Source organism: Pseudomonas sp. H11T01 (assembly GCF_048515765.1).
In the GTDB taxonomy this organism is placed as follows: Bacteria; Pseudomonadota; Gammaproteobacteria; order Pseudomonadales; family Pseudomonadaceae; genus Aquipseudomonas.
The window spans coordinates 50,729-72,004 of the sequence record NZ_JBLYED010000020.1; the positions used below are offsets into that span (position 1 = coordinate 50,729).

The 21,276-nt window shown below is 57.1% G+C and carries 19 protein-coding genes and 1 pseudogene; 1 reads left to right on the plus strand and 19 read right to left on the minus strand.

The genetic code is table 11. The features are described from left to right. Nucleotides 1-112 precede the first annotated feature (112 nt). The gene (locus ACN1C3_RS23950) at nt 113-730 is read right to left on the minus strand and encodes a recombinase family protein (protein WP_419118223.1); all 618 of its coding nucleotides are present in this window, start codon (nt 728-730) and stop codon (nt 113-115) included. Nucleotides 731-902: 172 nt separating this feature from the next. Here ACN1C3_RS23950 and ACN1C3_RS23955 point away from each other — a divergent pair, with 172 nt between their 5' ends. Then, the gene (locus tag ACN1C3_RS23955; RefSeq protein ID WP_419118224.1) at nt 903-1,559 is read left to right on the plus strand and encodes a DUF4145 domain-containing protein; all 657 of its coding nucleotides are present in this window, start codon (nt 903-905) and stop codon (nt 1,557-1,559) included. A 183-nt stretch (nt 1,560-1,742) separates the two neighbouring features. Here the strand turns inward: ACN1C3_RS23955 and ACN1C3_RS23960 are convergent, their stop codons facing one another. From ACN1C3_RS23960 to ACN1C3_RS24045, 18 genes and pseudogenes are all read right to left on the minus strand, one after another. Beyond that, a complete protein-coding gene (locus ACN1C3_RS23960; protein WP_419118225.1) occupies nt 1,743-2,171 on the minus strand; it encodes a hypothetical protein in 429 nt (142 codons plus the stop codon). 69 nt (nt 2,172-2,240) lie between these two features. Continuing rightward, nucleotides 2,241-2,363: pseudogene (locus ACN1C3_RS23965) on the minus strand (tail assembly protein); the annotation flags it as partial. Nucleotides 2,364-2,644: 281 nt separating this feature from the next. Continuing rightward, nucleotides 2,645-4,444, minus strand: coding sequence for an IS66 family transposase (gene tnpC, locus ACN1C3_RS23970; protein WP_419118226.1), 1,800 nt, complete (start codon nt 4,442-4,444; stop codon nt 2,645-2,647). Nucleotides 4,445-4,506: 62 nt separating this feature from the next. Then, entirely contained in the window at nt 4,507-4,842 is a 336-nt protein-coding gene (tnpB, locus tag ACN1C3_RS23975) for an IS66 family insertion sequence element accessory protein TnpB (protein WP_419118227.1), read from the minus strand. After that, nucleotides 4,839-5,162 (minus strand): IS66-like element accessory protein TnpA, encoded by a 324-nt coding sequence (gene tnpA, locus ACN1C3_RS23980; RefSeq protein ID WP_419118228.1) that lies wholly within the window; start codon nt 5,160-5,162, stop codon nt 4,839-4,841. The genes tnpB and tnpA overlap by 4 nt, the downstream gene beginning before the upstream one ends. 819 nt (nt 5,163-5,981) lie before the next feature. After that, nucleotides 5,982-7,448, minus strand: coding sequence for an FAD-dependent tricarballylate dehydrogenase TcuA (tcuA, locus tag ACN1C3_RS23985; protein WP_419118229.1), 1,467 nt, complete (start codon nt 7,446-7,448; stop codon nt 5,982-5,984). 111 nt (nt 7,449-7,559) lie between these two features. Beyond that, nucleotides 7,560-8,405, minus strand: a complete 846-nt coding sequence (locus tag ACN1C3_RS23990) for an alpha/beta fold hydrolase (protein WP_419118230.1) — start codon at nt 8,403-8,405, stop codon at nt 7,560-7,562. A gap of 28 nt (nt 8,406-8,433) precedes the next feature. After that, nucleotides 8,434-9,462: a 4-hydroxy-2-oxovalerate aldolase gene (dmpG, locus tag ACN1C3_RS23995; protein ID WP_419118231.1), complete on the minus strand. Its 1,029-nt coding sequence runs from the start codon at nt 9,460-9,462 to the stop codon at nt 8,434-8,436. 11 nt (nt 9,463-9,473) lie between these two features. Beyond that, entirely contained in the window at nt 9,474-10,412 is a 939-nt protein-coding gene (locus tag ACN1C3_RS24000; RefSeq protein ID WP_419118232.1) for an acetaldehyde dehydrogenase (acetylating), read from the minus strand. 18 nt (nt 10,413-10,430) lie between these two features. Beyond that, the gene (gene dmpE / locus ACN1C3_RS24005; protein ID WP_419118289.1) at nt 10,431-11,189 is read right to left on the minus strand and encodes a 2-oxopent-4-enoate hydratase; all 759 of its coding nucleotides are present in this window, start codon (nt 11,187-11,189) and stop codon (nt 10,431-10,433) included. Nucleotides 11,190-11,249: 60 nt separating this feature from the next. Beyond that, entirely contained in the window at nt 11,250-11,717 is a 468-nt protein-coding gene (locus tag ACN1C3_RS24010; RefSeq protein ID WP_419118233.1) for a GlcG/HbpS family heme-binding protein, read from the minus strand. Next, the gene (locus tag ACN1C3_RS24015) at nt 11,714-14,134 is read right to left on the minus strand and encodes an efflux RND transporter permease subunit (protein WP_419118234.1); all 2,421 of its coding nucleotides are present in this window, start codon (nt 14,132-14,134) and stop codon (nt 11,714-11,716) included. The genes ACN1C3_RS24010 and ACN1C3_RS24015 overlap by 4 nt, the downstream gene beginning before the upstream one ends. A gap of 27 nt (nt 14,135-14,161) precedes the next feature. After that, complete coding sequence (locus tag ACN1C3_RS24020) at nt 14,162-15,232, minus strand: WD40/YVTN/BNR-like repeat-containing protein (RefSeq protein WP_419118235.1); 1,071 nt, start codon at nt 15,230-15,232, stop codon at nt 14,162-14,164. A 61-nt stretch (nt 15,233-15,293) separates the two neighbouring features. Beyond that, nucleotides 15,294-16,664 carry a DUF1329 domain-containing protein gene (locus tag ACN1C3_RS24025; protein ID WP_419118236.1) on the minus strand — a complete coding sequence of 457 codons (1,371 nt, stop codon included), beginning with the start codon at nt 16,662-16,664 and terminating at the stop codon, nt 15,294-15,296. Nucleotides 16,665-16,673: 9 nt separating this feature from the next. Then, entirely contained in the window at nt 16,674-18,356 is a 1,683-nt protein-coding gene (locus ACN1C3_RS24030) for a DUF1302 domain-containing protein (protein WP_419118290.1), read from the minus strand. A 104-nt stretch (nt 18,357-18,460) separates the two neighbouring features. Next, nucleotides 18,461-19,681, minus strand: coding sequence for an acyl-CoA dehydrogenase family protein (locus ACN1C3_RS24035; RefSeq protein ID WP_419118237.1), 1,221 nt, complete (start codon nt 19,679-19,681; stop codon nt 18,461-18,463). 55 nt (nt 19,682-19,736) lie between these two features. Beyond that, nucleotides 19,737-20,273, minus strand: a complete 537-nt coding sequence (locus ACN1C3_RS24040; protein WP_419118238.1) for a flavin reductase family protein — start codon at nt 20,271-20,273, stop codon at nt 19,737-19,739. Between the two features lie 84 nt (nt 20,274-20,357). Next, nucleotides 20,358-21,248 carry a VOC family protein gene (locus tag ACN1C3_RS24045; protein ID WP_419118239.1) on the minus strand — a complete coding sequence of 297 codons (891 nt, stop codon included), beginning with the start codon at nt 21,246-21,248 and terminating at the stop codon, nt 20,358-20,360. Nucleotides 21,249-21,276: the final 28 nt, after the last annotated feature.

The window sequence follows — 21,276 nt, forward strand, 5'->3', positions numbered from 1 at the left end:
CACAGGGCCTTGTACGCTGCACGAAGCCCTGCAACAGGTGCAATAGCGGATCAACGCAACTACCGGGTTCAACCAGGAGAGCCGAAGCGTGCCGGCTCCTGGACAAGTGCTTTCAGGCGTTGGCCAAGTCCCTGATCCTGAGGACTGTGGTAGTTGAGCAGTTGGCGTGCCTTGCTGTTGCGCGGATGCCAAGGCCGGCACCGAGCAGTTCCGTAACGCGTTTGTGCAGATCTTCATCGATCGGTCGGCCCTGATACTTGCCGGCAGCTTTGGCCTTCTCGATACCCTGGGCCTGGCGCTCGCGGCGTTGCTCGTAATCCTTGTGGGCAATGGCGGCCATCATTTCCACCAGCATCGAGTTGATAGCGCCCAGCATCCGCCCGGTGAATTCGTCACCCTTCGTGTCCTGCATTCCCTGGTGACTGGTCGGCAGATCGAGCGCGACGATGCGCAGGCCCTTGGAATCAATCGTGGCCTTGAGCTTTTGCCAGTCCTCCACCGGCAAGCGGGAGAGCCGGTCTATCGACTCCACCAGTAGCACGTCACCCTTGCGCGCATCTTTGAGCAGGCGCAGTAACTCGGGCCGGTCTGCGGAGGCGCCGCTGGCATTCTCCAGATACACGCTCGCGATGACCTTGGTATGGTCGCTGGCGAACTGCTCAAGCGAGGCCTGGGCGCGGCTGGCGTCTTGCTCTTCGGTTGATGCTCGGAGATATGCGCGGATGAACATGATGTGCCTTCCGTATCAGTTAGGGTGTTCTACTAATACTGTTGCACTATGGGTGTCACTTATCAAGCGGAAAGGGCAAATAAATTCGAATATGCCCGTATCAGCTAAGGCATACCTTAACGTCGCGCCTTTCTTAGTGGATGATGTCATTTTTGCATTCGGAAAGTTGTTCATGGAACAGAACTACATTGCTCCGGCATACAGGCTTGCAGCTTTCACCTGCGTTCATTGTGGCGTGCTGTCGCAAATGCACTGGGCGGAACTAGGTGTCATCGCCCGAGGTGGGATCATGGGGGTGTCGTGGACACTTAATACCTGCCAGCATTGCCAGTTCGACACGATATGGAAAGTCAACAAGCAAAACGTGCGAGACGTCTTTATGGCTTATCCCCACCAAGTCAACGCTCCAGCAATCCATCAGGACCTCCCCGAGGCCTGTAGAGCCGATTTTGAAGAGGCAAGACTTATATGCGGGATGTCTCCACGCGGCGCGGCAGCCCTGTTGCGGCTATGCCTGGAGAAGCTTCTCGGGCACTTAGGTGGTACCGGAAAGGACATCAACAAAGATATCGCAGCGCTAGTGCAATCCGGTCTCGATCCGCACATTCAGCAGGCGCTTGATGTGATCCGTGTAACTGGAAACAACGCTGTACACCCACTGGATATGCCCCACGAAGACCTGGTGAGCAATGTCCCTGTTATGTTTGAAATGATCAATCTGATTGTGGATGAGCGCATCGCGCGACAGCGGAAGATGGCGGAGCGGTTCGCAAACCTGCCTGAGAAGGCTAGGCAGGCAATTGAAAGACGAGATAAGCCCACGGCGTAATGTGAGTAGCTTTGCTCACATAAGATGCGCTCAAACTGAGCGCGTCTTCGATGGCGAAAATTTGCGCCATTTGGATTGCAAAGTGGTGAAAACGCCACAGTGTGGAGGTTTCAACACACTGTGTAGATTTCGATACTCAGCGAGGCTGACACAGCCTGACTGCGGGTCACCTTGGCGCCTTGTTTAGAAAGCAGTAGGCGAGAGGTCCATGCTCATGCTTGTGTCGATCGATATCCGATATTTCTTGGTGCTGCCAGACTCCATAACAAGAGAGCGCTCCTTCAATCCGCCCCCACACATTGACGTTGAATTGGCACCGATGATTCTTTCGCCTGTTGGGAGGTAGAATTTTGCCGTTTCGCCTGAGCCAATTTCTGCCGATTTTTTTCCGTCGATATACAAAACGGTGTTGCAAGCCGAGCCTGTGAACCCACTATCACGAGTGACAATCAGCGTTCCATATTGGCCAGCAGGCTTACCTTGGAAAGATAGTAGTCTGCTTGCCGGAACAGGATTTGCCTGGTCTGAAGATATCGGAGAGGTTGAGCAACCAGTCAGTAGTATCGAAGAGAGCGTTAGTAGCCCAATTAAACGCATATTCTCGTTATCCATTCACCACCCAAAATAGGAGAGCTGAATCTACCACGCCCCTATTGAGGTTTTAAATGCTGGATTGTGATTTTACATCTGGTCCTCGGCGTAAATCCCGCAACTGATTATTGCGCCACCCCAGCGTCGCTCGCCGATGCAGAGCGGGACCGGTTTGCCAGAAGCCATGGTGTTCTTGGCGCTGCCGAATGCGAAATTGCACTCCACTTGACCACCCGCTTGCTTTCGACCTAACCAGTCATTTGCATTCGTTCTGACCACCGATTGCATCGGATTTGACCAGCACGCTTTGTAACCATGATCGGCAGAGAACGGCCGATTCTGTTGAAAAAGTCGGATTTTCAGTTCGCCTGAACTCAAACACGGCTACCACCGGAGAACCTACTCACCACATTGAGTGGTTTCTCGGCCCATCGTTGACCTTTGCTGCTCTGTTAGTGGGTTAGTTTGAGGTTTTTTGCTTCGTGCAGGCGCACCTATCCCGTAGAAGGTGGCCCTTGAGATGCAAGTTTGGCCAGACGTCGCAGGTTCTGTACCGCGGCCGCCAGCGTGAACTCATCAGTCGCGCCACTCAGGCCACGTAGTCGCAAGCGATCCAGTTTCAGGATGCGCTTGAGGTGGGCAAACAACATTTCGACCTTCTTACGTTCGTGGCGAGAGCGCACGTACTCCGGCGTCGCTGCGATGCGTCGAGCCACATCACGAGCGGCTTCATGGACGCTGCGGACGATCTTGCGAATCGAAGTGTTCGGGCAGCACTTGGCTTTCATCGGACATGTCGCGCAGTCGGACTGTCTGGATCGGAAGATGATGGTGTTGGCTTTGGTGACGTGCGAACGCTCGTTTTTGAAGGCTCGCCATTCGCTGCGTAATACGTTGCCGGCCGGGCAGCGGTATTCCTCGGCCTCTTCATTCCAGTGAAAATCGTTGCTCGAGAAACTGTCGTTCTTGCGCTCGGTTTTGTCCCACACCGGCACATGCGGCTCGATGTCTTTTTCCTCCACCATCCAGGCCAGCATCGGCGCGGTACCGTAGTTTACCTGCTTCAGGGCTTGACCGTTTGCGGCTGATCCGTTGGGCAAAAGATCCCGTTGGGCCAACATCCAATCGTGCAGTACCTTGGCTAATGGCGCCGCCTTTTCTTGCCGTACTTGCAGGCGCTCTGCATCGCTCATGTCGCGTGCCAAGCGTTCAACTTCGTACAAGCCGCCAATCGAGTGCAGAGCCTGTTCGGCTAGCTGGCTTTTATTCGCCACGTGCAGATCGAAAAACTTGCGTCGGGCATGCGTCATGCAGCCAATTTCGGTCATGCCCTTTTCGAAGCCTGCCTTGTAGCCAGCAAAGTCATCACACACAAGCTTACCGCTCCAGGAGCCGAGGAAGTTACGCGCATGCTCCCCAGCTCGGCTTGGGCTGAAGTCATAAACCACAGCCTTGAGCGCCGAAAACGGCGTAGTGCAGTAAGCCCAGACATAGGCGCGATGGGTTTTCTTTTCACCGGGTGCGAGCATCTGCACCGGTGTTTCGTCGGCGTGAACAACGCGTTGTGCCAGCACGGCTTCTCGTAGAGCATCCACCAGAGCCTGAAGCTGTACTCCCGTATGTCCAACCCATTGGGCCAGTGTCGAACGGGGGATCGCTAAACCGGCTCGTCCAAATATTTTTTCTTGTCGATAAAGCGGCAAGTGGTCAGCGAACTTGGCCACCATCACATGAGCCAGCAGCCCTGCGGTGGGAATTCCCTTATCGACGACTTGAGCCGGTACCGGTGCCTGGATCAGGGTTTCACACTGGCGGCAGGCCCATTTTCCACGCACATGTTGTTCGACGGTGAACACGCCCGGCGTGTAATCCAGCTTCTCGCTCACATCCTCGCCGACGCGCTCAAGTTGGCAACCGCAAGAGCACTCGGTGTTTTCCGGTTCGTGACGAATCACGGTACGTGGAAACTGCGGTGGCAGCGGTGCACGCTTGGGTTTTTTAGGCGGCTCACCTGGGGCTGGAGCCGGCCGAAGTGCTTTCAACTCGGCATCGATAGCCTCAAGATCAGTATCAATCAGATCGTCGAGCAAGCTGCCTTGTTCAGGGCTGATCTGCTCGCTGCGCTTGGCAAATCTGTGCCGCTTGAGGATGGCGATCTCGTGAGTCAACTGCTCGATGATGGTTTGATCGCGATGGATCTTGATGCCCATGGAGTCGACCTTCGACATCAACTGCGCAGCTAACGTGCGTAGTTGATCGGGAGTCAATTGGTCGAGGTTGGGGAAGGAAGTCATGCTTTGGATTTTACCAAAGCAGATGGCTGGCGACAGCCAGCCAAGAAGCTATTCACTGCTTTCTAAAGCAGCGTGATGGCGCCGCCAGCACCTACACATTGCCAAGGAAGGCCGAGCACCAAGGCCTGAAGTTGTTCGGCATCCAGTTCCATCTCGCAGCCACGCCGGATTCCTGGCCACTGGAACTTGCCTTTATTCAAACGCCGTGCAGCCAGCCAGACACCAATGCCGTCATGAACCAGGACTTTCATCCGGTTGGCACGGCGGTTAGCAAAGAGATAAGCACAGTGCGGCTTTGCCGCACCGAAAACCGAAATGACTCTGGCCAGCGCCGTCTCGGTGCCGGCGCGCATATCCATCGGTTCGGTCGCGAGCCAGATGGCGTCGATGCGGATCACTGGGCAAGCTCACGGATAAAACGAGCACATCCCTCAGGATCTGAGGATGGCCAATTCACGGTAAGTTTTTGCTGCCCGAAAGGGATCAAGATGCTGACAAGCATTTGCTGATCAGGCCGAGCCGCAGACTCCAGTTTCAGCGGAACGAAAGCGGGCAACACCGACGCTTCTGGATCACGATGAACGGGTATCCACTTTCTAACCAGATTAGCGTTGATGCCGTGGCGAAGGGCGACACTGGCCATGGACACGCCAGGTTGCAGGCATTCCTGGACGACTTGAGCTTTAAAAGGTTTGGGATAGGAGGTTCGTTGGCGCATAGCAATCCCCCTTATGACTGGGATCGGGAAGGTGACTTGGCCGGACGCTTACAAACCTTCCAGCCCACACCCAGGATGAAGTATTGAATTTCGACCAGCGGCTAATTTTTCGAATGGTCTCTTGCCTACACCGACAGGCCTCAAGAACGGGTTTAGAGGCAGCTTCGGCAGGAAGGAAAACAGAGGCTGTGATCTCTCTTCGACGCAGCCCAACAAAACTACACGCAAACAAAAACGCCGCTCAGTGAGCGGCTTTTTTTTACGTTTTTGGAGAGGGAAACGAGACTCGCATCTAGCGTCCTACCCATTGTAAGGGGTTTCTTCTCTTGCCGAAGCAGGAAAAGACTCAATTCTGGACTTGTTTTCAGGGTGTATCAAGAACAAGAAAGGGAATAACTCCAAGCCATGCTATCGAGTTCTATCTACAGCCAATCGGAGGAGCAGTCATCAGGCCGACGGTATCAATTGCACTGGATTGGCTCGAAGGGCTCAGACCTCAACGAAAACGTGCCGGCTCAACGCCACTAAACACTTGGATATTTGTCGTAGGCCATGAGCCGTTCTTTCTATTGCGGCCATCCCTTAAACGTAACAGGCAGGCTGCAGGGGACGTTAAGGACTTGGCATATATATACCTGCCCTGCGAGGTTTTGCTTAGGTTCGAGACTTCCCAGCCAGAATGGCAGCGCCAACAATGCCAAGGCAAGTAACGTCAGAATTATTTTTTTTATGTTCATCCCTTATATCCAGCATGTAGTGCCCGGAAGTCGGGCCTTACTTGGCTAACTAAGGACCTGGGCAAGACATCCCTCTGGTCCGTCAAATCTGCAATCGGGCAGCTTCGGCACCGGCGATACGTCCCAGTACCGAGCCGGAAGTCAGGCCAGCGCCGCCAGCATATTTGACGTAGTAGAGGTTGCCGACCAACTCACCGGCGGCGTACAGGCCAGGAATCGGCTGGTCTTCCTCATCGATGACCTGCGCCTGGTTGTTCACCTTCAACCCACCGAAGGTGAAGGTGATGCCACACGTCACCGCATAGGCGACGTAGGGCGGTCGATCCAGTGGGTTTGCCCAGTTAGACTTTGGCATCGCCAGCCCTTGAGTCGAGCGACCATCACGCACTGCCGGGTTGAAAAGAATCTCCTGGTTCACCGCCGTGTTGTATTCACGGAGGGTTTCGAGCAGTGCATTGGCATTGGCGCCTTCGAGTTTCGCAGCCAACTCTTCGAGGGTGTCAGCCTGGATGCGCGTGGCCTGACGTACGCGATATTCGTCCGGCAGCAGGTCGTGGCTGTGTTGGTCAAATATCTGCCAGGCGACACCACCCGGCTGCTGCATCACTTTGGCGCCCATCCCCGAGTAGGTGTAGTTGCGAAAATCCAGGCCTTCGTCGATAAAACGCTTGCCGTCGCTGTTGACCACCACGCCAAGGTGGAAATAGTTTTTCTGCTGGTTGAGCCGGTTGATATCGCCAATTTCCGGCGCATTGACGTCGTAGAACACCGCGTGGCAGCCGGACCAGTTGCCATGCGCCACAGCCCCGCTCTCCAGGGCCATGCGGATTCCGTCGCCGGTGTTGTAACGTGTCCCGCGCACCTTGGCCAGATCCCAACCCGGTCCCAGGTATTTGGCGCGCCACGCCAAATTGGCATGGAAGCCACCCGTGGCGATCACCACGGTTTTGGTCAGGAAGCGTCGACCATCGGCGCAGCGGATCATCCACTTCCCCGACTCGTCGCGAGCCAGACCCTGCGCTCGACAGCCGTAGTGCAGCTCAACACCGTCTTGTTCGGTGCGTCGCAGCAGCGCCTCGACCAAACCCAGTCCGCCGCCGGAGACCTCGATAGTCAGGCCTCCCCAGAAGCGGTACTTACCCTCCACTTTGAATGCCTGGCGACCGTAGATCGGCATGAACCGCACGCCCTTTCCGGTCATCCAGCGCAAGGTTGGCAAGCTCTGGGAGACGACCGTATCGAGGACTTCCGGATCGGAGCGGTACTGACTCAACGTGGCCAGTTCACCGAAGAACTCGTCCTGGGTGTAGCTGCCGAAATCGCTGTTTTCGATCTCGCTGTCGAGCAGGTCCGGCATCAACTGGCGCAGGTCATCCACGCCTTGATAGGCGACGCGAAAGGCGCCACCCGTGTGTGCTGAATTTCCCCCCCGATGCTCATGGGGCGCTCGTTCGAGCAGGGCCACTCGAGCCCCTTGTTCACGTGCGGAAAGTGCCGCGCAAAGCCCGGCGTTGCCACTGCCCAACACTATTACGTCGTAGTGGTGCATATCCGTTCCTGGTCTATCTGCTTGTGATGCAGGAGGTAAGTCATCCGTGCTCGATGCCCCCCTGCACGCAAGCGCACAGGGAGGCTTGAACAGCACTGTTCAGGCGAGGGTTTAGTGCTTGAGGAAGTCGATGACCAGACGGTTGAACGCAGGGGCATGTTCCCACTGCGCCCAGTGCCCGCATTGACTGAAGACGTGCAGACGCGAGTCAGGAATCCCGTTGAGCAGCTTCAGACTCCAGTCGATAGGTACAAAGCGGTCATCGCGGCCCCAGGTGATCAGGGTTTTGGCCTTGATATCGGGCAAGTTGTCGGTGAAATCACCCATCTGGAACTTGCTCAGGTCGACACTCTTCAGGAAATTTTCCAGGTGATGCGGTTTGTCCAGAATGCTCTTGAGGCGCAGGTCAATCAGCTCTTCGGTGAGAGCGCTCGAATCGTAGACAAAAACATTGAGCATTTTTTTCAGATTTACCAGGGTCGGCTCGCGGTAAACACCGAACAACAGCTTGATACCTTCCATGGGCAATGGCGTGAAGATACTGGTACGCCCTACCCCGCCCGATCCCATGAGGATCATTTTGTCCAGGCGCTCCGGCGAGGCCACGGCAAAGCCCAGTGCGGTGCCGCCGCCCATGGAGTTGCCAACCAAGTGTGCCTTGTCGATGTCCAACCCATCCATCAGCGCTTTTACCGCCCGGGCATTGATCACGAAACGTGGTTCGGCGGTGACCAAGGGGTCGGATTTACCGAACCCAGGGCAGTCCATGAGAATGACCCGATAACCCGCGTTGACGAAGTCATCCACGTTGCGATGGAAGTTGGCCCAACCTGTTGCCCCGGCGCCAGAACCGTGGATCATGATGACGGTTTCGCCCTCGCCGGCTTCGTTGTAGTGGATGTTCCACTCGGGGGTTTGCACGAACTTGCTGGTGGAGGCTTCGGTAAATGTGCTCATTGTTGTTTTCCTATTGTTGTGAGTGGATTCAGTGAGAAACGCTGTTGCGCAGATCGAGAGCGACATCAACGATCATGTCTTCCTGACCGCCGACCATGCGCCGCTTGCCTAGCTCAACCAGGATGTCGACGGTCTTGAGTCCGTACTTGGCGGCGGCGATTTCCGCGTGACGCAAGAAGCTCGAATAGACCCCGGCATACCCCAGCGCCAGGGATTCGCGGTCGACCCGCACCGGGCGGTCCTGCAGCGGACGAACGATGTCGTCCGCCGCATCCATCAGGGTGTAAAGGTCTGTGCCATGGTTCCAGCCCAGGCGTTCGGCCGCGGCGATGAACACTTCCAGCGGCGCGTTGCCGGCACCGGCGCCCATGCCCGCCAGGCTGGCATCGATACGATCGCAGCCCTCTTCCACCGCAGTGATCGAGTTGGCCACGCCCAGGCTCAAGTTATGGTGAGCGTGCATGCCGGTTTCGGTTTCCGGTTTGAGCACGGCCTTGAACGCACGGAAGCGCTCGCGCACGTCTTGCATGTTCATCGCCCCGCCGGAGTCGGCCATGTAGACGCAGGTGGCACCGTAGCTCTCCATCAACTTGGCCTGTGCGGCCAGTTGCTCGGCCGGGATCATGTGGCTCATCATCAGAAAGCCGACGGTGTCCATGCCCAGTTCGCGGGCGTATTCGATGTGCTGTTTCGAGACATCCGCTTCGGTGCAATGGGTGGCGATGCGCACCACCCGGGCACCGGCGTTGTAGGCCGCTTTCAAGTCATGCACCGTGCCGATGCCAGGTAACAGCAAGGTGGTGATCTTGGCGTGACTGATGACATCGGCCGCCGCTTCAATCCACTCCAGGTCGGTGTGGGCAGCAAAGCCGTAGTTGAAGCTCGAACCCTGTAAACCATCGCCGTGGGCGACTTCGATCGAGTCGACCTTGGCCTTGTCCAGGGCGCGGGCAATGTCCTGCACGTTCTGGATCGAATACTGATGGCGAATGGCATGACTGCCATCACGCAGGGTCACATCGGAGATGTAGAGTTTTTTGCCGGGATTGAAAGTCATCAAATAGCTCCTCAGGCGTTCAGCATCGACTGCGCCATGCGCTCGGCGGTGGCCAAGGCAGCGGAGGTCATGATGTCGAGGTTGCCGGCGTAGGCTGGCAGGTAGTGGGCGGCGCCTTCGACTTCGAGGAAGATCGAGGTCTTCAAGCCCGAGAAGCTGCCCATGCCCGGGATATGCAGCGGCGCGTCTTCTGGAATCACGTCGAACTGCACCTGCTGCTTCAGGCGATAGCCTGGTACATAGGCCTGCACGGCCGCCGCCATCTCGACAATGGAGGCTTCGACCAGCGCCTGATCAACGGCCTCGGACAGCACGAAAACCGTGTCGCGCATCATCAACGGCGGCTCGGCCGGGTTCATGACAATGATCGCCTTACCCTTGGCCGCACCGCCGATCACTTCGATAGCTTTGGAAGTGGTTTCGGTGAACTCGTCGATGTTGGCGCGGGTACCGGGACCTGCCGATTTACTCGCAATCGAGGCGACGATTTCGGCGTAGTGGACCTTGGCCACCCGAGACACCGCCGCCACCATTGGAATGGTGGCCTGACCGCCGCAGGTGACCATGTTGACGTTGAGCTGGCCCAGGTGTTCTTCCAGGTTAACCACCGGCACGCAGTACGGGCCGATGGCCGCCGGGGTCAGGTCGATCAGGCGGATATTCGGCTTGATCAACCGCAGGAAGGCATCGTTCTTGACATGAGCACCGGCCGACGTGGCGTCAAAGACAAAGTCGATTTCGTCGAATATCGGTAAGTTGACCAGCCCTTGAACCCCCTCATGGGTAATCGCCACGCCCATGCGGGCAGCGCGGGCCAGCCCATCCGAGGCGGGGTCGATACCGACCATTGCGCCCATTTCCAGGTACTTGGCATTACGCATCACTTTGATCATCAGGTCAGTGCCGATATTGCCCGGACCAATGATCGCGACCTTGAGTTTCTTACCCATCAATAATCTCCGAAAAAATCAGTCAAAACGCACAGAACAACCACCGATTCCGGCGATGCTCACACGCAAGTTGTCACCGGCGATAACCGGCACCATGGCTGAGAGTGCTCCCGACAGGATCACTTCCCCGGCCTTCAGACTCATGCCCAGGCGGCCGAGTGTGTTGGCCAGCCAGGCCACGGCAATCACCGGCGAACCCATGCTTGCAGCGCCGGCACCACAACCGACTACCCGACCGTTTTTTTCCAGGACCATGCCGGTGGTGTAGAGGTCGAGCTTGCGTGGATCGACCAGGCGATCACCCAGCACGATCACGCCACAGGAGGCGTTGTCGGCCACGGTGTCTTGAATTTTTATTTTCCAGTCGCGAATCCGCGAATCGACGATTTCGAAACACGCCATGACCCCCTCGGTCGCTCGCAGTACATCGGCAACCGTTACGCCAGGGCCGGCCAGATCGTGTTTAAGGATGAAGGCGATTTCCCCTTCGGCCTTGGGCTGAATCAAGGTGCGCATCGCTACTGATGTACCCTGCTCGACCACCATGGCGTCGGTCAGTTGACCAAAATCCGGCTGGTTGACGCCCAGCATGTCCATCACGGGTTGGCTGGTGACCCCGATTTTTTTCCCGATGATCCGCTCACCCCGTGCAAGGCGAAGGTCAATCAAATGCTGCTGGATGCGATACGCCTGTTCGATCGTCAAGCCTGGACAGGCTTCGGTCAGCGGCGCGATGGGCGCGGCCTGATTCAGCGCGGTGAACAGTTGACGGCCCATGCGCTCGATTTCTATGTCTAATTCGCTCACTCGATTGCTCCTGCCATGTCTGGCGAAAATTCATTGCTTATTCAGGACGACGGCCCGGTAGCCAGCGGCGGCGCATTCGTCGTCTTGCTCTTCGCTGGCACCGGAAACACCAATGGCCCCCACCAGACGTTCTCCAACCCTGAACGGCAGCGCCCCGCCCATCGGTACCAGGCGCGGACGTAACATCAAACAGCTGCGCACGTGATCCGGGGCATTACGCAGGCGCTCGCCAACGTCTGCGGTGGACATGCCGAACGAGACCGCCGTCAGCGCCTTGTCCTGAGCAATGTCGATGGTGTGCAACGGCGCCCCGGCACCCCGACCGAAGGCCAGCAGGTGCCCCCCGCCGTCGAGTACCGCAACACTGACCAACCAGCCATTTTTTTCAGCGTGTTGCAGAGCCGTATCCAGCGCCCGTCGGGCGACGCAGAGACTCAACGGGTCGGCTGCTTGCAGCTCGATATTCCGGCTTACCTGGTTAATACGTTCCTGGTTCATACAGTGGCTTCCTTGATGACCGTGATGGGTTCAGCAGCGGGCTTGGCGGGTGACAACAGGTAGCAGGCCAGTGCCGGCACCAGAATCAGCGCGACCAACATGTTGCAAAGGAACATGAAGGTCAGCAGAACGCCCATGTCGGCCTGAAACTTGATCGGGGAGAACACCCAGGTGACCACGCCCAGAGAGAGGGTCAAACCGGTAAACACCACCACTCGCCCGGTGAATAGAAGTGCCTGGCGGTAGGCCTGAGCCAGGCTGGCGCCACGCCGTAACCAAAACAGCGTGACGCTGAGGATGTACAACGCGTAGTCCACGCCAATGCCGACACCCAATGCCACCACCGGCAAGGTCGCGACCTTCAGGCCCATGTCTAACTTGACCATCAGCGCTTCGGCCAATAACGAGGTAAGGATCAGAGGAAGCACGGCGCAGAGCACGGCCCGCCAGGAGCGAAACGCAATGAAACACAGCAGCGTCACCACCAGATAAACGCCCAGGAGCATGTGCTCGTTGGCCGTTTTCACCACGATATTGGTCGCGCTTTCGATGCCCGCATTCCCCGCAGCCATGACGAAGCGCGCGTGTTCGTCGCTGTATTCACTGGAGAAGCGCTCGGAGGTCTGCACCACGGACGCCAGGGTGTCGGCCTTGTGGTCTTTGAGAAAGGCGTAGATCGACAGCAGGTCGCAGTTACCGTTAAACAGCTCGCGAGGCGAGCGCATGGCGGCCGCATTGATCATCGACTGGTTAGGGGGCAACTCGTCCCACTTAAAGTTGCCCTCGTTCATCCCCACGTTGATCGTGCGTGCCAAACCCGCAATTGAGTGGGTGGTCTCAACACCCGGCAACTGCCGCAGACGCCACTCCAGTTCCTCGACTTTGCGCAAGGTGGAATAGTCGACGCACTGACCCGGTGGGGTTTCAACCATGATGACGAACACATCGCTGCTCGCCTGGTAATGCTCGATCATGAAGTGGTTGTCGCGGTTGTAACGCGAGTCAGCACGTAACTCCGGGGCGCCAGGGTCGAGATCGCCGACCTTGAGGTCCTTGCCCACCCACAAAGCCCCCGCGGCAACACCCAACGCCAACACAATGGCCGCCGCGGCAGGACGCGGTCGCGTGAAACGTTCCAGCAGGCGCACCAGCAGACGTGGCCGGGCACCCTGTTCAACCGACTCCTGCTGCAGACTGCGTGCCGCGGCCCGAGGCGAAACACCGGTGAAGGACAGCATGATCGGCAGCAAGGCCAGGTTGGTGAAAACCAGGATGCCCACGCCGAGACTTGCGATCAGTGCCAGTTCTTTGATGACGGGTACGTCGACGATTGTCAGCACAGCAAAGCCGACCACATCGGCCAGCAACGCAGTGATACCTGCGGCGAACAAACGACGGAATGTGTAGCGCGCAGCGATCAGTGTGTGGGTGCCGCGTCCGACGTCCTGCATGATGCCGTTCATCTTCTGCGCCCCATGACTGACGCCGATGGCGTAGACCAGAAAAGGCACCAGAATCGAATAGGGATTGAGTTCGTAACCGAGCAACGGCAACAGGCCGAGCAGCCAGATAACCCCGATTAACGTGCAGACTTGAACCACCACTGTACTGCGTACACAACGGGTGAATAAATACAGGATAAGCGAGGTGATCAGCACCGCCACGGCAAAGAACGCCAGAACCGCATAGAGCCCTTCGATCAGGTCACCCATGACTTTCGCGAAACCGATGATGTGGATGTCGACACCCTTGGCCTGATAACGCTCACGCAGCTGCTCAAGACTGTCGGAAAGCACTTTGTAGTCCAGCGCTTGATGGGTCTTCGGATCGACCTCAAGCAACGGCAGATAAACAATGGTCGAGCGCAAGTCCTGCGCCACCAGTTGGCCGATTTCGCCGGAGCGCTCAACATTGACGCGCAGAGAATCCAGGCTCTTGGCGCTGCCGTCGAAGCCGTCGGGTACCACCGGGCCACCGTCGAAGCCCTCCTCGGTCACGCCCTGCCAACGGGTCGCCGGTGTCCAGAGCGAGCGCATGAAGGCGCGGTCCACGCCTGCCACCAGGTACAGGTCATCGTTGATCTGACGCAGCGTTTCCATGTACTCCGCACTGAAGATATCGCCTTCACCGCGCAGCGCCACGGAGATGCGCACAGCATTGCCTGCGCCCTTTAGATCATTCGCGTGCTTGAGGTAATTGAGCGTAAACGGGTGATGCTCGGGAATGGTCTTGAGGAAACTGGCGTTGAGCCGTACCTGGCTGGCGGCAATGCTCAACAGCAGGGTCAGCAGCAGACAAAATCCAATCACCCAGAATCGATGATTGAACAACAACCGCTCCAGGCGATTGCCAGAGTATTTGTCGAAGTCCGCCAGGGAGGCGATGGTGGTGAAGCCATCGGAAGAGCTGATAGCCATAGTCAGTAACCTTCTCTAGATGCGGGCTCAGCGCAAAGCGCCTGGCGAAAATCGAGTGATGCCCTGAATGCCGACCGCAAGGCTTCCACCATCACGGGTGGCCAGCAGGGCGACCAGGGGGAAGCGTTGTTCCGGGCTGACCTGTCTGAACGATCGGCCATCGTCGCGACTCAGCCAGCCCGCGCCAGACTCATCCGCCAGCAATACGCTGCCATCGGACAACAGGGTCGCGGCGGTGAGGCTTTTGCTGGTCGCCAGCGCCACCGCGTGCCAACTCGATCCACGGTCATCCGAGCGGAACAGGTGCCCCCGCAGGCCCAACGCCAGCAAGGTGTTGGATGGGGTGGCAAGCAGGCCAAAGAAGCTGCCGTCATAAGGCTCATCAAGCCGGGTGAAATGTTGTAAGTCGGCGTCAATACGCATCAGCCCGCCCAGCTCGCCCGCCAGATAAACCTGGCCGCCAAGCAGTTGAACGGCATTGAGATGGTGCGAATCGCTGCCAGCAAGTACCGAAAGCGCAGGCGTCCAATGCTCGCCATCGCCGGTAGCGAACGCCAATCCATAGGCGCCAACCGCCAGAGCGCGACCTGCGCCCATGCATTGCACAGCGAGGAATGGTTTGTCGGCCCCCTCATCGACCAGGCGACGAGCGTCATCCACATGTTCGGGATCGTCGTGGTATTGCTGCAGAATCGCTTGGGCGGCGCGAAAACCATCCAGTTGCCGCACCCAGTTCTGACCACCGTCCACGGTCTTCAGAATCACTCCGCGATGCCCGACCGCCCAACCGACAGCCTTGTCGTTGAAGCACAGGCTGGTCAGGCTGACCGATACGGGTACGTTGGCCTGTTTCCAGTGTTGGCCCTGGTCGTCGGAATACAGAATGGTTCCACGCACACCGGCCACCACCAGTCGCTCGCCAGCCGAGGCGGCGGTGTTCAGTGCCACACGGGACGTTTGTACAGAAATCACTGCTTTCTGTTCCAGCGTGTCCGCTACATCCCTGGACGTCGCAGTGTGGGCAAAACTCATCTGCCCGATCCAGCCGACCAGACACAGGGAGAGCACGCACGCAGCAGCATGATTTTTATTATTCAAGGCAAACCTCCGGTAAAGCAGACAGGCACTTTTCCTGAAAAAGAGAGCCTGTCCGCTCAGATCAACGTGCGCTCATTTTCGTCAGCGACTCTGGGGAAAAGTACGTTTCGCGACGACGCTCGACGATTGAAAATTGATCGTTACCGGAGTCGCCCATGGCGCAGTTGTACATCCAGGCCTTGGTACGATGATCGTGGAAGAAACCGGTACAGAAGTTCACAGTGGCCGGAATATCCGGGGCAACAAACGGGGTGCTCAACGAGGTGCGCCACAAGGTGCCTTCGGCATCCCAACCATCAATGATCGCGTTACCCCAGTTGTCTTCGTCGTAGTAATACATTCGCTTGGGCACCGCATGACGCTTGCCAGGTTTGAGCGTTGCCTCGACTTCCCAGACACGGTGTAGCTCCCAGCGCATGAATTCCGGTTTGACGTGCCGCTGCCCCATGACCTCCTCATCACCGTGCACCAACAACTCGTTGCTGTTGTAAGGAATGATCATTTCCTTCTTGCCCAACAGCTTCCAGTCGTAGCGTTCCGGAGAGCCTGTTCCGCCGTAGTTCTCATCGACGAAGTTAACGCCCGAAGCGACCATATTGGGCGTATCGAAGTTGATGCTCGGCGCGCGACGTACTCGGCGCTGTCCAGCCAGGTATTGCCAGAGCGTACGACCCTTCACGTAGTCGGTGACGTTGTGCACCATCAACGCCTCACCCGCACGAAACGCCGGGGCGTAAGTCAACTGGATGGCAAGCATGTAGTTCGGCTCCGTCACAGTCGCTGCCGATCCCTCTTTGTAGTAATAAGGGTATTGCGCCTCGTCCTCCGCAGCAGTGGCCAACACCCTCTGACCATCAGCCGTAGTGGTCCAGACCTTGTATTTGGCATGTGTGGACTCACCCCGCCACAGAGTTTGGTGGTTCCACTGCACTTCCATACCAGTCTTGGGTATCGGAAACGGCACACCGCCGTATGCGCCCTTCACCATCAAACCATCGCCATCCAACGTCGCATTGGTCGCGTTCTTGAACGTGTTGTCATAGATCCACTGCGGTGCTGCCGCCGTGCGGCGTGTCGGGTAGACGTCGATCCGGAAGGTCGACGGGTTGTCCTTGAGCATCTGTTTGACACCATCGGCCAACTTATCGGCGTACTGATTCATGTTGGCGGCAGTAATGCTGTACAGCGGTTTGTCATCTTTGAACGGGTCAAATTGACGATGACCCTGTTGGTAGCCAGCAGGTACTTGGGTATAACCACCATTCCATGCCGGGATACTTCCGTCGGCATTACCGGCACGCTCCGCGCCCATCGGCGTCAGGGTACTCTTCAGCGCCTGCGCATCAGCCGAACTGACCTGCGCGTGAGCGGCGCAGACCGACAGCGAAAGGGACAGACAAGCCAGCAACTGGGTGATCTTATTGTTGTGCATGACGAGTCCTCAAAAAGTGTAGGAAGCACTAAGCGAAACAAAATCTCGGTCGGCGTAAACCTGTTTGAACGTCTTCACCCCCGCTGAATCGATAATCGGCCCCGACGGCCCGTAGTAACCGTTGTAAGCCAAGGTGAACGTCACCTTCTTCAGGTACTCAGCCGAGAGTCCTACGTTGTAGTCTCCGGCCTTGTAAGTGCTGAAGGCGCCGACCGCCGAAGAACGCCCATCGATGCCGTAGCTGAACCCCATGGGTACCGACAGATCGATGCCATTGATGACCTGGTAGTACGTTGGTATGAACGCCACGCGAAGCGCCGTCGCATCTCGGGTCGTGTTGGGATCGAGGTTGTCTGCATTCTTCTGGATACTGAGCGTGCGGTTCCAGGCCAGCTCCGCGAGCAAGCTGGCGCCGTCCCACAAGCTGTTGCCAGGCATGACGTAGATAGTGTTGACCTGGGCGTGCGCCGTACGACCTACCGCATACAAACGGTTGTGGTTATTGTCGCCATCGCCCGCCAGGTCAGTGACAGTCAGGCTGACCAGCGGAGCGTTCTCCCGAATCGACGCTTCGAATGCCACGTTGGCATCACCAATGCCCCGGTTGGCACTGAAGCCATACGATCTGATGTCTTCGGGATACACCAGCATGTACTCGCCGATCTTGTCCGGGGGCGAATTCGGTGTAACGCCGCTACCGGGTCGCACCTGCGTCTGAAAGTCCTTGGCGTGATAATTGATTGCATAAAGACCGAAGTCGGTATCTAGAGCTTCGGAGCGGTAACGCAATTGCAAACCCCACTGGCCGGAGTTGCGAGGCTCGATGTCCTTGGCGCGATAAAACGATGCGACAGGGCCAACACCAGGTGCCAGAGCCGCGATAATCCGTTCACCGCCCTCATCGACCAGGTCGGCCGGGCTGAAGTAGCTACCCGCGGCAGGAATCCGCGTAGGTTGCCATTCAAACTGATAATAACCACCGACTGACACTGTCGGTGTTAGTTGCAGTTGGGTGGAGAACTGTTTAACCGGAAGACCCAACTCTTTGTATTGCGAGTTAGGCACTGTCAGCGCACGAACCGCGTCAATGGGTTGTTGCCCGACAGCAATACCGTTATTACCAAAAAATAGACTTTCACCATACACCAGCGAATGCTGGCCAAGACGTGCAACACCCCACATGTCCTCGCCAAGATCAAAATTGCCGTAGACAAAAGCGTCGCGAAATTCAGCCTGGCGACCGTGCAAGTCACGGGTTTCCCGTGTGAACTGGTCGCTGGCAACGCTGACGGAGTTGACCGTATTGGGAGAATCATTGTCATTACGTCTATTGTAGACATCGTCATACCAAGCCGCTCCGCTGACGCGAACCCCCACTTTCTTGTATGACAAATCAAACTCTGAGAACAGATCGAAGCGGTTGGAAATCAAACCCCGATCAAAATTTCGGTCACCGTCGTCCAGGTTTTGATTGGCTACTAACTTCGAGCTCTGTTCCTTGACCCGCCCACCCGCTGAATATTTTACCGTATTATCAAATCGCACTTTAAAATCAGGATTACTCGTATCAAACTCGAATGCCTGAACAGGCGATATCGCACACCCCATTATTGCCGCACTCAACGTAGCCAGTCGTAAGCCCTTGTCAAACGCACAAGCAGAATCAGTACGCCGATCTGTATGTCTGGACATAAACAACCTCAAGGGACGGTAAACCGTCTTTTTATTTTTATTGGGTTGCTGCCGAGCAGAAAGTCGACAGCGGAGATCAAGCCAGAGAAACTGATTCACCCCAATCAATCGTTGATCGATACCGGTTCAAGACCGAAAACCATCGGTGGTAATTGTTGACCCAGCAGATAAGCGCCGAGCATTCCAGCAGTGTCATCGGCGTTTTGAGTAATGTGATTAGACGCTGCAATGACATCACGCAAGATTCGCTGCAGAGGGTTGTTTAAATAAATTCCACGCGCCGAAGTAGCCTTGAACAGCAGCATCACCGCCTCTTCGCAGTCACGACCCACACGGGCGATATCCAGCATGTAGTGAACCCGGTCCAAGGTCGGTACCAACTCACGACGCTCAACCACCGCCGTGCTTTCAGCCATCATTTGCAACAGCCGAGCCCGGGCCGATCGCACGCGGACGACAGCATTGCCAAGGCGATCCTTGACGTAGGGACTAAGCGCGGCCCCGCCACCGTCGGTGGTGTTAGTACGCACCTGCATCTGCCGGACGTACTCGTCGATAGCCCCTTGGCCCATACCCACGATCATTGCCGAAACAGCGCCGAAAAAGATTTGGCTGAACGGATAGAGATAGTGGGCCGGACGATCGCTGTACTCGTATTGGATCAGACTGTGAGCCCGGTGATAGGGAACAAAGGCTTCCTTGATCACCAGGCTTTTGCTACCGGTTCCGGCCAGGCCGAACGTGAACCAGTCATCTTCGATTTCCCAAACCGAACTGGGTACCAGCATTGAGAGACGGTCAATGACCTGACCACTGGCATCACGCCGCAGACCACCCAGGAAGGCCCACTTGCCATGGTCGCAACCGCTGGAGGTTTTCCACGTCCCGCTAATGTTGTAGCCGCCATCGACTTCTTCGACCTTGCCGAAAGGCGGGTAAGACGAGGCGGTAATGACTGTATTATCTTCGCCCCATACATCCTGACAGGCCTGGTCATTGAGGGAGCCATATTCCCATTGGTGAATGCCGAGGATCATCATGTTCCAGGCGCTGCTGCCGCAGCCACGGCCAAGCTCCATCAGTACCTTGTAGAATACCGCCGGGTTCATTTCCCAGCCGCCATAAGGCCGGGGCTGCAAGATCTTGAAGAATCCCGCCTCGACGAAGGCATCAATGGTTTGCGTTGAAACCATTCGGTTCTGTTCCACCGATTCTGCCTTCTCCCGTAGCATGGGTATCAGCGCGCGAGCTCGCTGCAACAACTCTTCTTCGCTCGGCACTTCGTGAGTGCCCAATGTCTCGGTCTGCTTGACGAAATTATTCATGGCCTGTTTTCTCTGGTTTCTTGTTATACCGGCGTAGTGAATGCCCCTGCGGGCCTTACTTGAGCGCGGCGAACTGGCTGTTGAAGTACATCAGCGGTCCGTCCTGCTCCGGCAGGCCACAGACGCCAATCACTTCCCCGATAAACATGTCGTGGGTGCTGGCCGGAATCACTTGGGCCAAACGACACTCAAAACTGACCAGGGCGTCTTCGAGTACCGGTACACCGGTCACACCCGACTCCCAGTGACCTTCGGCAAAGCGCGCCTCACCGGACACGCCTTCCACCATCCCGGCGAAGCGCTTGGCGATGGACTCTTGCCCATGGGCCAGTACGTTGATGCTGAAAGCGGCCGCACGCTTGATGACCGGGTTGGCCCAGACATTGCGGTTGACGCAAATCAACAGGCGCGGCGGGTCGGCAGTGATCGAGCAGACCGCAGTGGCCGTCAACCCTGCCCGTTCCTTGTCATCACCGGTGGCGATCACCACGCAGGTACCGGCCAGTTGGCGCATGGCACTGCAAAAATCGGCGGTTGCGACCGCCACGGGCATATTGACGGGCGTGCTGCTGGATTGGATGGCATTAAGCATCAGGTGACCCTCACGGTGCTGCGGGCGCACACGGCCCTTCGTTGGTGTTCAATGGCGCGACCACTGGCGGTAGCGCTGTTGCGATCAGAGGACAATGTTTCGCTTGTGGCCCCAGTCGCTCATCTTGGTGAAGGCCTTGACCTCCCAATGGTCTTCATCGATGACCAGACCGCCCCAACCCATCTCGAAGTTGAATCCCGACGGGCTCTGGGCATAGAAGGAAAAGGTCTGGTCGTTCGGGTGGTGGCCCAGCTCAAGGATGATCGGGATACCGGCTTTCACGCAGCGGTCGTAGGCCAGACCAACATCGTCCATCCGCTCGACCTGGACCATGAAGTGGTTGAGTACCTTAGGCATCGGCGCCTGAGCGGTGGCGATTGAGTGGTGGCGCCCCGTGGCGGTGTGAAAGAACGTGGCGTCCACCACGATGCCGGGTTTGATCTCTTCGCGGATGTAATCGCTGACCCGCAGGTTCAGCACGTCCTTGTAGAACTTCACCGTCTCAGGGCCATTCTTGGCGAATGGCAGGATGTGCCCGATACCCAGATCACCCGTGACGAAACCGCCTTTGAGCACCTTCGAGCGAAACACATCGTTCAACCCGGCCTCGGCGTGACCGAAGAAGAACTCATGAGCGAAGCCATTCGGGTCCTGGCAACTGTAGGCTTTTTCAACCATCCGCCGGCACAGGAGCTCGTCAGACAGGACCTCGACCTGAATACCTTTTTCCCGTAATTGGGCAACGTAACTGTCCAACTGCTGCTCGGTGCGAAACTGCCAACCCGCTACCAGAATGTCGTCGATGGCATTCTTTTCGAGGAAGACACGCTGGCAGTATTCGTCCATGCGCAGACTCATGCTCTGCTCATCACGGCGACTGACCTGCATACCGATGATTTCGGTCGCCAGCCATTGCCACTGATCGAGGTCGCTGACGCCAAAACCGACGTAGGCTAACGAGTGAATTTCTGCCACTTTGTCTGCACCCCTTATTGTTTTTGGA